This is a genomic window from Pseudomonas sp. BP11-1-1, from assembly GCF_052112105.1.
GTDB classification, from domain to species: Bacteria; Pseudomonadota; Gammaproteobacteria; order Pseudomonadales; family Pseudomonadaceae; genus Aquipseudomonas; species Aquipseudomonas alvandae.
The window spans coordinates 25,012-37,773 of record NZ_JAUTYU010000019.1 but is presented as its reverse complement, the minus strand read 5'-3'; the positions used below and the strand labels follow the sequence as shown (position 1 = coordinate 37,773).

The 12,762-nt window shown below is 61.3% G+C and carries 11 protein-coding genes; 4 read left to right on the top strand and 7 right to left on the bottom strand.

What is annotated here, in order from left to right; translation table 11 throughout:
• Positions 1-54: 54 nt before the first annotated feature.
• Together pgeF and rluD are read right to left on the bottom strand one after the other, a co-directional pair.
• Positions 55-780, bottom strand: a complete 726-nt coding sequence (pgeF, locus tag Q7C33_RS24560) for a peptidoglycan editing factor PgeF (protein ID WP_407684296.1) — start codon at positions 778-780, stop codon at positions 55-57.
• On the bottom strand, positions 777-1,739 hold the full coding sequence (rluD, locus tag Q7C33_RS24555; RefSeq protein ID WP_407684295.1) for a 23S rRNA pseudouridine(1911/1915/1917) synthase RluD: 963 nt from the start codon (positions 1,737-1,739) through the stop codon (positions 777-779). The genes pgeF and rluD overlap by 4 nt, the downstream gene beginning before the upstream one ends.
• A 151-nt stretch (positions 1,740-1,890) precedes the next feature.
• Between rluD and Q7C33_RS24550 the strand changes: the two genes are divergently transcribed.
• From Q7C33_RS24550 to Q7C33_RS24535, 4 genes are all read left to right on the top strand, one after another.
• Positions 1,891-2,907: an outer membrane protein assembly factor BamD gene (locus Q7C33_RS24550; protein WP_030140268.1), complete on the top strand. Its 1,017-nt coding sequence runs from the start codon at positions 1,891-1,893 to the stop codon at positions 2,905-2,907.
• A gap of 122 nt (positions 2,908-3,029) precedes the next feature.
• Positions 3,030-3,263 (top strand): PP0621 family protein, encoded by a 234-nt coding sequence (locus Q7C33_RS24545; RefSeq protein ID WP_030140269.1) that lies wholly within the window; start codon positions 3,030-3,032, stop codon positions 3,261-3,263.
• The gene (locus tag Q7C33_RS24540) at positions 3,253-4,842 is read left to right on the top strand and encodes a two-component system sensor histidine kinase NtrB (RefSeq protein WP_198798123.1); all 1,590 of its coding nucleotides are present in this window, start codon (positions 3,253-3,255) and stop codon (positions 4,840-4,842) included. Before Q7C33_RS24545 ends, Q7C33_RS24540 begins: the two co-directional genes overlap by 11 nt.
• Entirely contained in the window at positions 4,839-6,185 is a 1,347-nt protein-coding gene (locus tag Q7C33_RS24535; protein WP_030140271.1) for a sigma-54-dependent transcriptional regulator, read from the top strand. Before Q7C33_RS24540 ends, Q7C33_RS24535 begins: the two co-directional genes overlap by 4 nt.
• Before the next feature lie 206 nt (positions 6,186-6,391).
• Here the strand turns inward: Q7C33_RS24535 and Q7C33_RS24530 are convergent, their stop codons facing one another.
• The 5 genes from Q7C33_RS24530 to Q7C33_RS24510 all read right to left on the bottom strand — a co-directional run bounded on the left by Q7C33_RS24530 (position 6,392) and on the right by Q7C33_RS24510 (position 12,759).
• Entirely contained in the window at positions 6,392-6,751 is a 360-nt protein-coding gene (locus Q7C33_RS24530) for a DUF6124 family protein (protein WP_407684294.1), read from the bottom strand.
• Positions 6,752-7,635: 884 nt separating this feature from the next.
• Positions 7,636-8,736 carry a glycine oxidase ThiO gene (gene thiO / locus Q7C33_RS24525; RefSeq protein WP_407684293.1) on the bottom strand — a complete coding sequence of 367 codons (1,101 nt, stop codon included), beginning with the start codon at positions 8,734-8,736 and terminating at the stop codon, positions 7,636-7,638.
• Between the two features lie 51 nt (positions 8,737-8,787).
• Entirely contained in the window at positions 8,788-9,192 is a 405-nt protein-coding gene (locus Q7C33_RS24520; RefSeq protein ID WP_198798121.1) for a type IV pilin protein, read from the bottom strand.
• An 8-nt stretch (positions 9,193-9,200) separates the two neighbouring features.
• Complete coding sequence (locus tag Q7C33_RS24515) at positions 9,201-12,293, bottom strand: pilus assembly protein (protein ID WP_407684292.1); 3,093 nt, start codon at positions 12,291-12,293, stop codon at positions 9,201-9,203.
• Positions 12,280-12,759, bottom strand: coding sequence for a pilus assembly PilX family protein (locus tag Q7C33_RS24510; protein WP_217860369.1), 480 nt, complete (start codon positions 12,757-12,759; stop codon positions 12,280-12,282). The genes Q7C33_RS24515 and Q7C33_RS24510 overlap by 14 nt, the downstream gene beginning before the upstream one ends.
• Between the last annotated feature and the right edge of the window lie 3 nt (positions 12,760-12,762).

Here is a 12,762-nt window from a genome sequence, read left to right as displayed (position 1 = left end):
GTGGTCGATTCTGGAAGATTCAAGCAGCGCGCTGTTGATACAGATCAGGGGAGTCTAGCGTTCAAGCCAGATCAGGGAGGCGAAACGACCGGTGCGGGGATTGCGCCGGTAGGAATAGAAGCGAGGATCGGTCACGGTGCACAAACCGCCACCATAGACGGCTGTTACGCCGCGTGCCACCAGGCGTAGTCGTGCCAACGCGTAGATATCGGCGAGAAATTTGCCGGCATTGGGGCTTGGCGCAAAGGCCTGGTCCGCCGAAGGCAGATGGGCGATGAAGGCTTCGCGCACTTCCGGGCCGACCTCAAAGGCTTGCGGGCCAATGGCCGGGCCGAGCCAGGCGAGTATCTCTTCGCTGGGTTGCTGCAGGCTGTCGAGCGTAGCTTCCAGCACACCGTTGGCCAGCCCCCGCCAACCGGCATGGGCTGCCGCGACATGGGTGCCGGCACGATTGCAGAACAATACCGGCAGGCAATCCGCCGTCATCGCCGTGCAAGCGATGCCCGGCGTGGCGCTCCAACTGGCATCGGCAGTGACGACCCGAGTCGGATCAGCCTCGACCACGTCAATTCCATGGACTTGCTGCAACCAGGCCGGACGCATGACGAACCGATCAGTGAGGCGACGACGGTTTTCGGCAACAGCCGCAGGGTCGTCGCCCACATGATCGCCCAGGTTGAGGCTGTCGAACGGCGCCAGGCTGACGCCGCCCTCGCGGGTGGTGACGCAGGCCTTGACCCGGGCCGGCGCGGGCCAGTCGGGTATCAGCCAGTCGTTCATCCGATGAACGCCTCGCGGTCCTGCTTCAGCAAGGTCAGCAGCCAGACGAAATCATCCGGCAACGGCGACTCCCAGCTCATGCGCTTGCCGGTCGTCGGGTGATCCAGTTCGAGGAAACGTGCGTGCAGCGCCTGGCGCGGGAAATTCTTCAGCGATTCGACCATGGTCTGGCTGGCAGCCGGCGGAATGCGGAAGCGACCACCGTAGGCCGGGTCGCCCACCAACGGGAAGTTGATGTGGGCCATGTGCACGCGAATCTGGTGGGTCCGACCGGTTTCCAGCTTGACCCGCACGTGGGTATGGGAACGGAAACGCTCCAGCACGCGGTAATGACTGACCGCCTGCTTGCCGCCTTCCATCACCGCCATGCGCTGGCGCTGCTGGCCGTGGCGACCGATCGGCGCGTTGATCTTGCCACCCGCGGTGACCACGCCGATCACGATGCATTCATAGATGCGGCTGACACTGCGGCTTTGCAACTGCGTGACCAGTTGTGTCTGCGCCTGGATGGTCTTGGCGACCACCATCAGGCCGGTGGTGTCCTTGTCCAAACGATGCACGATACCGGCGCGGGGGACATTGACGATGTCCGGCACGTGGTGCAGCAAGGCGTTCAGCAGGGTGCCATCGGCATGACCGGCCGCCGGGTGCACCACCAGGCCCGCGGGCTTGTTGATCACCAGGATGTCGTCATCTTCATAGACGATGTCGAGGGCGATGTCTTGGGCGACCCATTCTCCCTGGGCCTCCTGCTCGGCGGTCAGCTCGAGGATGGCGCCGCCATGGACGATGTCGCGCGGACGGATGACCGCCCCGTCCACCCTCAGGCGGCCGTCCTTGATCCAGGCGGAAAGGCGCGAGCGCGAGTGCTCTGCGAAGAGTTGGGCGGCGACTTGATCGAGGCGTTGGCCGCCCAAATCGGACGGCACCTCTGCGCGAAGTTCTATTTTATCGGACATGCTCGGACTGGGCGTCGGCACAGCCTTTGGTTTCGGCTGCGCGCTTGTGGTTAAATACGGCGTCTTTTGCCCCGAGGCTTTTCAACGGGGCGCTCATCATAACAGGACGGCCCCGCCCAAGACAGCGGCCGTCATAGGGACGCAAGCCGCCATGCAAGTGAAACACCTGCTGCTGATCGCCATCCTCGCATTGACTGCTGCTTGCTCGTCGAAGGAAGTCGTAGACGAAAACCTGAGCGAAGTCGAACTGTACCAACAGGCGCAGAACGACCTGGACAACAACAGCTATACCAGCGCCACCGCCAAATTGAAGGCGCTGGAGTCGCGGTATCCGTTCGGTCGCTACGCCGACCAGGCGCAACTGGAGTTGATCTACGCCAACTACAAGAACGCCGAGCCGGAAGCGGCCAAGTCCGCCGCCGAGCGCTTCATTCGTCTGCACCCGCAGCACCCGAACGTCGATTACGCCTACTACCTCAAGGGCCTGACCTCCTTCGACCAGGACGTCGGCCTGCTGGCGCGCTTCCTGCCGCTGGACATGACCAAGCGTGACCCGGGCGCCGCGCGCGACTCCTACAACGAGTTCGCCCAGCTGACCAGCCGCTTCCCCAACAGCCGCTACTCGCCTGATGCCAAGCAGCGCATGATCTACCTGCGCAACCTGCTGGCTTCCTACGAAATCCACGTGGCCGACTACTACCTGACCCGCCAGGCCTACGTTGCCGCCGCCAACCGTGGCCGCTATGTGGTGGAAAACTTCCAGGAAACCCCATCGGTGGGCGACGGCCTGGCGGTGATGACCGAAGCCTACCAGCGCCTGCACCTGGATGAGCTCGCGGCCACCAGCCTGGAAACCCTGAAGCTGAACTATCCGGACCACCCTTCCCTGGTCGACGGCCAGTTCACGCCGCGCGTCGATGAGGCGGACAACCGTTCGTGGCTGAGCAAGGCGACCCTGGGCATGATCGAATCCCGTCCGCCGCTGCCGCCGGGCGAAACCCGCGCCAACCAGGACGTACAGCGCCAGTTCCAGGACGCCAAGGAAGCCATTCCGAACGAGCTCAAGCCAAAGGACGAAAACGGCGACGTGATCGAAGAACCGGAGCCTGAGAACGAGTCCGGCGACCGCTCCTGGTTCAGCTACATGACATTCGGCCTGTTCGACTGAGACTTGGCCTGACAAAAAAGGAGACCTGCGAGTCTCCTTTTTTGTGCCTGGGTTTTATTGCGCTGTGCGCCGTTCCAGTCCTTGGCTAAACTGCCTGATCTCTAGCCAAAAAGCCGCCCATCATGCTTCGTCTACTGTTCTGGATCGCCCTGATTGCCGCCGCGGTATGGTTCTGGCGCAAATTCAAGGCCAGCACTTCCGCGCCCAACGCAACCCGTGAACAGGACGCGCCGCCCATGGTTCGTTGCGCCCATTGCGGCGTGCACCTGCCACGGGATCGCGCATTGCCCCTCCAACAGCAATGGTATTGCAGCCAGGCTCACCTTGAGCAAGGCCCAGGCACTCGTGAGCGCTGAAGCCCCGCTCCCTCGCGTCAAACAGGCGCAGCGCCTGCTGCGTCTGTATCACCTGTACCGCCTCAGCATCGGCATCACCCTGGTGCTGCTGATTTCCAGCAACATGGATAACCGCCTGCTGGAGTTCGCCAACGACGATCTGCTGCGCAGCGGCAGCTGGTTATACCTGGTACTGAACATCCTGCTGGTGGTGTTCCTGGAAAACACCCGTCGTCCTGCCCAGTTGTTCGGCCTGGCCTTGACCGACGTCCTGTTGCTGTCGTGGCTGTTCTTCGTCGCGGGCGGCGCCCCCAGCGCCATTGGCAACCTGATCATCGTCTCGGTGGCGATCAGCAATACCTTGCTGCGCGGCCGGATCGGCCTGTTGATCGCCGCCGTCGCCACCCTGGGCATCGTTGGCTCGACGTTCGTGCTCGGTCTCAGCGATTCGAGCCGACCCAGCAGCTATCTGCAAGCAGGCACCCTGGGCGCCCTGTGCTTCGCCGCCGCGTTGCTGGTGCAACGCCTGACCCGACGACTGGAAGCCAGCGAAACCCTGGCCGAGCAAAAAGCCAGCGAAGTGCTCAGCCTCGAAGCCCTCAATGCGCTGATCCTGCAGCGCATGCGCACCGGCATCCTGGTCCTGGATCGCCAACGCCGGGTTCAGTTGGCCAACGAAAGCGCCTTGAACCTGCTGGGCATGCATGACCTGGTCGGCCAACGGATCGACGATTATTCCAGCGCCTTGGTCGAGCGATTGCAGGGGTGGTTGAACAACCCCAGCCTGCGCCCGCAAAGCCTGACCATCAGCAGCACGGGCCTGACCCTGCAACCCAGCTTCATCGCCCTCGGGGCAGAGGATCAGCAACAGATCCTGATATTTCTCGAAGACCTGGCCCAGGTGGCCCAACACGCCCAGCAATTGAAGCTGGCATCGTTGGGGCGTCTCACCGCCGGTATCGCCCATGAAATCCGCAATCCGCTGGGGGCAATCAGCCACGCCGCGCAATTGCTGCGCGAGTCCGAGGAACTGAACGACGCGGACCGGCGTCTGACGCAGATTATTCAAGATCACTCCCAACGAATGAATCGCGTCATCGAAAACGTCCTGCAACTGTCCCGTCGCCAGCAAACCGCCCCCCAACGCCTGGATCTGCGTAGCTGCCTCGAGCAATTCGTCCGGCAGGCCCGCGAAAGCGCGGAAGGACACCAACAACTGCACCTGAGCATCGACCCCGGCGACTACATCACGCTCATGGACCCCGACCAACTGACCCAAGTGCTCGACAACCTGTTGCGCAACGCCTGGCGCCACAGCGCGCTGGCCCATGACAAGGCCGAGGCCTGGTTGAAGCTGTTCATCGATCCCCATAGCCAACTGGCCACGCTGGACATCATCGACAACGGCCCTGGCGTAACGCCGGACCAGCAGGCGCACCTGTTCGAACCTTTTTTCACCACCAGCAGCCAAGGCACCGGCCTTGGGCTCTATCTGTCCCGTGAGCTGTGCGAAAGCAACCAGGCCCGCCTAGACTTCAAACCACGCCAAGGCGGCGGTTGCTTCCGCATCACCTTTGCTCACGGACGGAAACAGATTTGAATACACGCTCACGGCAACGAATCCTGATCGTCGATGACGAGCCGGACATCCGCGAACTCCTGGAGATCACCCTGGGCAGGATGAAACTCGACACCCGCAGCGCCAAGAATCTCAGCGAGGCCCAATCCCTGCTGGCGGCCGAAGCCTTCGACCTGTGCCTAACCGACATGCGCCTGCCCGATGGCACGGGCCTGGAGCTGGTCAAACATATCCAGCAACGGTATTCCCAACTGCCCGTGGCGATGATCACCGCCTATGGCAGCCTGGAAGTCGCCATCGATGCCCTCAAGGCAGGCGCCTTCGATTTCCTGACCAAGCCAGTCGATCTAGCTCGCCTGCGGGAATTGGTCGGCAGCGCCCTGCGCCTGTCACCGGGCACCACGCCCGGCGCGACCGTCGAACGCGTTCTACTGGGGGATTCGCCGCCGATGCGCGGCGTGCGCAAGCAAATCGAAAAACTGGCCCGAAGCCAGGCGCCGGTCTATATCAGCGGCGAGTCGGGCTGTGGCAAGGAATTGGTCGCCCGCCTGATCCATGAACAAGGGCCGCGCGCCAGCCAGCCTTTCGTGCCGGTCAACTGTGGGGCAATTCCCACTGAACTGATGGAAAGCGAGTTTTTCGGCCACCGCAAAGGCAGCTTCAGCGGCGCCATCGAAGACAAACCCGGGTTGTTCCAGGCCGCCCACGGCGGGACGCTGTTCCTCGACGAAGTGGCCGACCTGCCGCTGGCGATGCAGGTCAAGCTCTTGCGCGCCATCCAGGAAAAAGCCGTGCGCGCCGTCGGCGGCCAGCAGGAAGAAGTGATGGACGTGCGAATTCTCTGCGCCACTCACAAAGACCTCGACGCCGAAGTCGCGGCCGGGCGCTTTCGCCAGGATCTGTATTACCGACTGAACGTCATTGAACTGCGCGTCCCGCCCCTGCGCGAACGTCGTGAAGATATCGAGCCGCTGGCCAACTACATGCTCCAGCGCCTGGCCGCGAGCACCGGTAACCCGGCGGCGAAGCTGCATCCTGCGGCACTCGATGCCCTGCGCAATTACCGCTTCCCCGGCAACGTGCGGGAGCTGGAGAACATGCTGGAACGGGCCTATACCCTTTGCGAACACCATCAGATCGAGGCCGATGACCTGCGCCTTGCCGAGAGCAACGTGGCTGGCGATGTGGCTAACCCGGATCTGGTGCGGGTCGACAACCTGGAGGATTACCTGGAAGACGTCGAACGCAAGGTTATCCTCCAGGCGCTTGAAGAGACCCGCTGGAATCGCACGGCGGCGGCACAGCGGTTGAAGTTGTCGTTTCGGTCGATGCGGTATCGGTTGAAGAAGTTGGGGTTGGATTGAGTGATCATCGAGATTTAGCTCAATCAGAGCCGGAGCCGTACAAAACTTTGTGGCGAGGGGATTTATCCCCGCTGGGCTGCGAAGCGGCCCCCAAACTCACATATCGGTGCATCAGGTTGATCGAGTTGTTGCTTTTGGGGCTGCTGCGCAGCCCAGCGGGGATAAATCCCCTCGCCACGGAACAGTATTTCTACCCGACGATTTCTCTAGCCCACCGGCACCTGCTCATCCAGCACACGATTGGCGAGCAGTTCACCCAGTTCAATCAGTTGCTGTACGCCCAGGGCAATTTGTCGTCGTGAGCCTTCAAGGTCGAAGGCCAGGTCGCTGATGGTGGCGTTGGCTGAGGCCAGGGTTTCGCTGAGGTTGGTGAGGAGGGATTCGGTGTCAATGCCCTCCGCGACGGTGAATAGTTGGTTCGGAGCTGGTTTCTTTTGGGTTTCAGGTTTTGGATCAAGGTAAGAGTCAATGGTGCGTTTGGTGGCTTCATTGAGCTGGGGGTGGTCAGGATCGTTCTGTGTTGATGAATGATCTGTTTCGGGGGGATTGGGTGTAACTTTGACCATTTTGCATCTCCAAGTTTTTGGAGCTGTCACCGGTCGCCGCGACGCGATTGGAGGTGGCAGCTGTACGCAGGTTCGCGGACCGAGAACTTGAAAACCCGGCATACCCGAAGGTATCCCACGCACAGCCAGCCATGACACAACGACAGGTACCGGAGCACCGTCGTCGGCTGGAATTATGCACCAAGTTAGCGGGCCGCGACGCCCGGACGCTGAATTGGCAGCGACGGGGAAAGGTTAACGAGAGTTCTTCTCACACGGCAACCGCCAGAACTCGTCGGAAAATTCGGCTTGAGTCCGGGGGTTGTCCGACCATTCCCACAAAGGCTGGCTGGGAGGCGGTGTGTATATCCGTTTCTGCGGTAACGGCTGCTTAGGGTTCCGCTCTTACAGCGGGTCACTTTTGGAAGAGCGCCAAAAGTAACCAAAAGCGCTTTGCCCCACCACTCGGCACCTCGCCTAGGCTCGGTGTGCCCTCACTCCTGCATTGCTCCGTGGGCCCGCCGCGATGGGCCATCCATGGCCCTGCGCGGCTATCCCGGCATCCATGCCGGGATGCCCACTGCGCAATGCCTGCGTTCGGCCAGCGTGGTTTAACGGGGCGCCAAGATCAAGATCAAGATCCAAAGCAAGAGCAAGAGCAAGAGCAAGAGCGCGGCGTCAGCCAGGATTTATTTAGCTGAACCACCGCTTTCGCGAGCAGGCTCGCTCCCACATGGTTTTGCAGGTATTCACACATCTGCACACAACCCAAAAACCTGTGGGAGCGAGCTTGCTCGCGAAGAGGCCGGCACATTCAACATCTTCATCGATTGTGAGAATGCTTTCGCGAGCAAGCTCGCTCCCACAATTGGGTCTGAGTATAGGTGCAGTATCAAAACCGAACCTTACAACCGCCCCGCCGGCGCATAAGGCACAGGGTCAATCACCGGCTCCCGCCCCAACATCACATCCACAAACAACCGACACGAAGCCGGCGCCAGCACCAGCCCATTGCGATAATGCCCACAGTTCAACCAAAGCCCCGCAAACCCCGGCACTTCGCCGATATAAGGAATCCCCTCCGGCGACCCGGGCCGCAACCCCGCCCAATGCCCTACCACCTCGGCATCGGCAAGCTCGGGAATAAGCGCCACCGCCGAAGCCTTGAGGCTTTCCAACGCGACATCGGTCGGCGTCTTGTCGAAGCCCTCGCGCTCCAGCGTACTGCCGACCAGGATGTGCCCATCACGACGCGGGATCGCATAGCGCCCCTTGGCCAGGACCATGCTCGACAGAAAATCCTCCGCGCATTTGTACAAGATCATCTGCCCCTTCACCGGCTCGACCGGCAGCTTCAAGCCTAGCGTCTTGAGCAAATCACCACTCCAGGCGCCAGCGGCCAATACCACCTGATCGCCGCGAATCTCACCGGCAGAGCTATTCACCCCTACTACGCGCTCACCGTCGCGAATGAATCCGCTGACTTCACAGTGCTCGTGAAGCGTGACATCGGGCAGCGCCAGCAAGGCAGCCTTGAGGGATTTCACCAGCCGGGGATTACGCACGTTAGCCACATCGGCCATGTAGATCGCCCGGGAAAATCCCGAACCCAGCACCGGCACCGCATCGTGGACCGCCGAGATATCCACAGCCCGCAGCGGGCGCCCTTCCCGTTTGGCCCAGGCCAGCGCTTCTTCCTGGTCGTCGAGGTCCAGCCAATACAGCCCGGTGACATGCACCTGCGGATCAATGCCCGTAGCGGCGAACAAGCGCTCGCCCAGTTGTGGATAAAAATCCTGCGACCAATGGGCCAACGCGGTAACCGCCGGGCTATAGCGCCAGGGATAAAGGGGCGAAACGATACCGCCACCCGCCCAGGAGGCCTCCTGACCGACGCCGGAGCGATCCAGCAGCACCACGCGCTGCCCTTCCGAAGCGAGGTTGAATGCGGTCAGCAGGCCAATGACTCCGCCGCCGACAATCACCATTTGCTGTTGCCTGGTCATGTTCTGTTTCGACTCATAAGACAATGGACGCAAACTACGTCCGGAAAAAAATCAGCGGCCCCAGCAATCCTTGGCGGTCACGCCAGCGGCGGCGTTCTCCACATTTCGTACGCCGGTATTGGTGATCACGAAGTCACCACATTTGTCCGCCGCCATGGGCGAGCCGCCCTTGCGCACTGCCTTCAAGATGAAGCTCTGGTCCGTCAGCGTCGTCGGAGTAATGGTGTACGAATCATTACCGGCGCTCAGGCCAGTCGCGTTGGTGTAGGCGTTGTTCCTCGAGTAGTAGCGCTCGAGGATCTGCGCCTGCTCCGACAACAGCGAGGCGATCTCGGTGCGCCGGGCCTTTTTCATGTATTCGGTCAGGCTCGGATAGCCGACGGTGATCACAATACCGATGATCGCGATGACGATCATGATTTCGATCAAGGTGAAACCTCGGTTGGATTTGTGCATGCCTTACCTCACTGTATTTGCCGCCACATGATACGACGGCTGCCACCGACGGACTTGGTCAGCAGGTCGGTGATACCTCCACCGGAGTCATTCACGACCATGTTGGTTGCCCCATTGGCGCTGACGACGGCACTCAAGGTCGGGATCCCGCCCGTGAACACCACGCCAGCGGAAATCGTGTCGAGGGTATTGATCGAACCATCGTTATTGGTATCGAGCACCGCATAGTTGAGCATCTTACCGTTGAACGCATCCACTTCGATCAGCTTGCCGGTACCGAAGCTGGCGCACGGGTCGGTGGTATCAACGGCGGCGGTCGTGAAGACAACACGCCCGAGCACCAGGCTGGCTGGGTTGATGACCCGCTCCCCGGTCAAGGCGTTGTTGTACACCAGCGGCAAGTACCAGCCCTTCTTGGTGGGATAGGCGACATCGGTCTGGCTGGTGGTCACGAACTGCCCCGTCGTCCCGGAAAAAATATTGGTGATCGATTGGGCCTGAAGGCTCGCCACGGTGATTTGCCCCCCGCCGCCGATCGCATCCCAGATCGAATAGAACCCTTGCAGGTCCTTGTTGAGCTTGTCGGCCGATTCGTTGAACTTGCCAGTGCCGAAAAATACCTGGATGCCGCCTTGGGGATTGTCCGCCAACAAAGGCTGCGCAGTGATCGGCTGGGTAGCCCCACCAGGGGCGGTAAACAATGGCTGGCCAGCAAACGCCAGGCCCCAGGTGGTCGGGGAGGTGCCACTGAGGTCGAACTTCCACATCCGCCCTTTCAAGTCACCGCCGTAGGCGGCTTGCACCACGTTCTGGGAATTGACCCGCAGCTTGACCGACGACAGGCCGTTATCGGTTTCGCTGCTGTTGACGACAATTTTGCGAATCAGCGAACCGTCGCGAATGTCCACCACGTACAACGCCGCCACGCCGCTATTGCTGCCATAACCGTTGGAAATGAACGCGGCCCAGCGACCGTCCGCCAGGCGCGCCACTTCAGGCCGTGCGTAGGCGTAGCCCAGGTCGTTGAAGGGATGGCCCGTGTTGGCGATGGCTGGCGCGCTGATTTCCCAAAGTGCCCGGATCGCGTTACCCGCCGACGCATCGAACAATTGCACCGCATAAAACGCCCGGCCACCGGCACCGGTGCCGCCCAGGGCGAGGGTTTTCCAGACGCTGCCCAGTTGCGCATCGAATACACCGACCTGCCCGTCCACCAAAAACTTGTGGCTCACGCCATTGATATAGGTGGGATCAGCGATCATCTCCAGCGAAGGCAGCACGCTCGACGGCATGTAGGCATAACGCCGGGTTCCATTCGTGCTGTTGATCACGCTGAAAAAACCGTCATTGCCGTTCACCACCAGGCTGGCGCTCATGTTTGTCGCCTTGGTCGCCAGGTAGGTGCTGTAGCTGGTGTCGCCCACCAGGTCCGAGGCGGTCTGGTCGTTGGGTGAGGCCAGCACCAACGGGGAGTTGATAATGTCCCCGAGCAAGACGCTGCGTATTTTCAAGCCCGTCTTGTTGGTGCCCTTGCTCCACTCCACCAGGTCGTTGCCGGTGATACCGGTGGGCAAGCCTTGGCTCAGGCTGGTCTGCTGGGCCGGCGAGAAGTTGCCGTAGGCCAGCGTGATCGGCACGTTGGTGGCGGTGTTCCAGGACTGATAGATCGGCGCCGTGGCGCCGGGCACGATGGCCGTGTCGGTGGTCCATTGCATCGCCGCCGTGTTGACCGTACCGGTCGAGGTAAAGCCGAACGCCTTGATGGTGCCACGCCAATCCTTGGGGTCGTAGGTGGTCTGGTAGTAACTGGAGGTGCTGGACAGCGTCGCGCCATTGCTGGTGCCGCCGCCCCCCGAGCCGGCCTTGGAGGTGATGTCGCTCAAGGCGGATGACAACGCGGAGTTCAGGCCCTCGCTGTCGGTGGCCTGGTAATACTTGCCCGCACCGTAGCGGGCCGCGTCGGACAACATCTGGTTGGTGGCGGTGAATCCGACGGTGTAGGTGTTGAGGTATTGGCGTCGGAAGTCGGCCGATTCCCAGCTTTTTCCGGTGACGTCGGTGCCGGTGGTGCGCATGTCGATGTCGAAGGCGAATTTGGCGATGTCGTCCAGGTAAAGCGTGTCGCCTTCGCCGTCACCCGCAGGATCGGCACCATCGTTAGTGCTGATGCCATCCCAGTTCGGCAAACGACTACCGCCCAACGGGTCATTGGTGGGGAACGTTCGGTCGTAGGTGGGCAGGCCATCGGTAATGACCACACCGAAATTCTTCTGGCATCGATACTGGATCGGGCTGGTGTAGGTGCTGGGTGTAACGTTGTAAAACGGCGCCATGCCTCGGAAATAGCGGGTGACTTCATAGTAACTTTCGGCCAGCGGGGTATTGGCAACGGCCCCCAAGGCATTGATGGCGTTGATCAGGGCAGTGTAATTGGCGTTGGCCTGGGTCTGGGTGACACTGCCGCTGACTGGCGACAAGTCGCTGATGGCCCGGGCGATATAGCCACCTGGACCGGAGTTGCTACTGTTGGGCGGGTTGAAAGTGGCAAGGCCGATGCGCAGGGCGCGGTTGTTGGCGACAAGATCAGTCGAGACATCCCGTGCCACGTTGACTCGGTAGTCGTTCGGAATCGTGCCAGTGGTGAAGTCCCGGCTGGAGCCGTTGGCCAGGGTCACCAAATACGCCAGGTACCTCGCGGTGTAACGAGTATTGCCACCGCCCACTGGATCTGGCAGTCGCAGACAGACGCGCCCGATACTGGCTCGATAGAAACCGTACCAGCCAGACGAGCAACCGCCCCGCAAAAGACTCACCAACAGGATGTTCGAATCGTCCAGGTCCAGCTCATATCGGTCATTGCAACTGCTGCTGGAGTTGCATGCAAATGTGCGCGTTTGCGTCGCAGCCGGATCAAACCCCGCCGCCCAGATAATGTTATTCATGCTCCCCGAGTCATCGATCAGCAGCATCACGTTGGGCGTCACCGCCGCCGCGCTCAACAGTGGCGATTCCGAAGGCGTGAAGCCATAGACCGGCGCCGCCAGGTAAAGGCTGAGCAACGCCCCCCACACCGCGCCCAGCAGCGCCCTAATATTTCGCATAGATGCTCTCCACCACGCTGCGCTGGTTGTTGCCCACCACAGCCACCGCGGTGATCCGATACAGCGTCGCCGAGGTATTGATCGGCACGTTGACCGCCGTAAGCGTCGTGCCGATGTTCTGCACGCCATAAAACCCACCGGCGGCGGCCACCCAGAGCACGCCCGACGCCGAGTTGCGCCCTGCCGCCGTTACCGTCGCCGACTCCGCCGGCGGCGCACATTGGGCCGTGGTGGTACAGACCGGCAATGAATACGTCTCGACCTGCACGGCGCTTTCTCCCACCCGCAGCGCAGCCTCGGCCAGCTGGAATGACTGGTTGCGCTGCATGACGCTGCTGGTCATTTTTTCCTGGAGCGTGGCGCTCTGCATGGACGAAAGGCCGATCAACGTCAGCAGCAACAAAAAGACCAGGCTGACCAGCAATGCCATGCCGCGCTGGCCGTGTCGGTGCCCTATCGAAATCATCGA

Bases quoted from the DNA above. Each gene is read 5' to 3' on its own strand.
- Q7C33_RS24520 (WP_198798121.1), bottom strand. From the start codon at position 9,192: ATGCACAAATCCAACCGAGGTTTCACCTTGATCGAAATCATGATCGTC.
- thiO (WP_407684293.1), bottom strand. From the start codon at position 8,736: ATGACCAGGCAACAGCAAATGGTGATTGTCGGCGGCGGAGTCATTGGC.
- pgeF (WP_407684296.1), bottom strand. From the start codon at position 780: ATGAACGACTGGCTGATACCCGACTGGCCCGCGCCGGCCCGGGTCAAG.
- Q7C33_RS24515 (WP_407684292.1), bottom strand. From the start codon at position 12,293: ATGCGAAATATTAGGGCGCTGCTGGGCGCGGTGTGGGGGGCGTTGCTC.
- Q7C33_RS24550 (WP_030140268.1), top strand. From the start codon at position 1,891: ATGCAAGTGAAACACCTGCTGCTGATCGCCATCCTCGCATTGACTGCT.
- Q7C33_RS24510 (WP_217860369.1), bottom strand. From the start codon at position 12,759: ATGATTTCGATAGGGCACCGACACGGCCAGCGCGGCATGGCATTGCTG.
- rluD (WP_407684295.1), bottom strand. From the start codon at position 1,739: ATGTCCGATAAAATAGAACTTCGCGCAGAGGTGCCGTCCGATTTGGGC.
- Q7C33_RS24545 (WP_030140269.1), top strand. From the start codon at position 3,030: ATGCTTCGTCTACTGTTCTGGATCGCCCTGATTGCCGCCGCGGTATGG.
- Q7C33_RS24530 (WP_407684294.1), bottom strand. From the start codon at position 6,751: ATGGTCAAAGTTACACCCAATCCCCCCGAAACAGATCATTCATCAACA.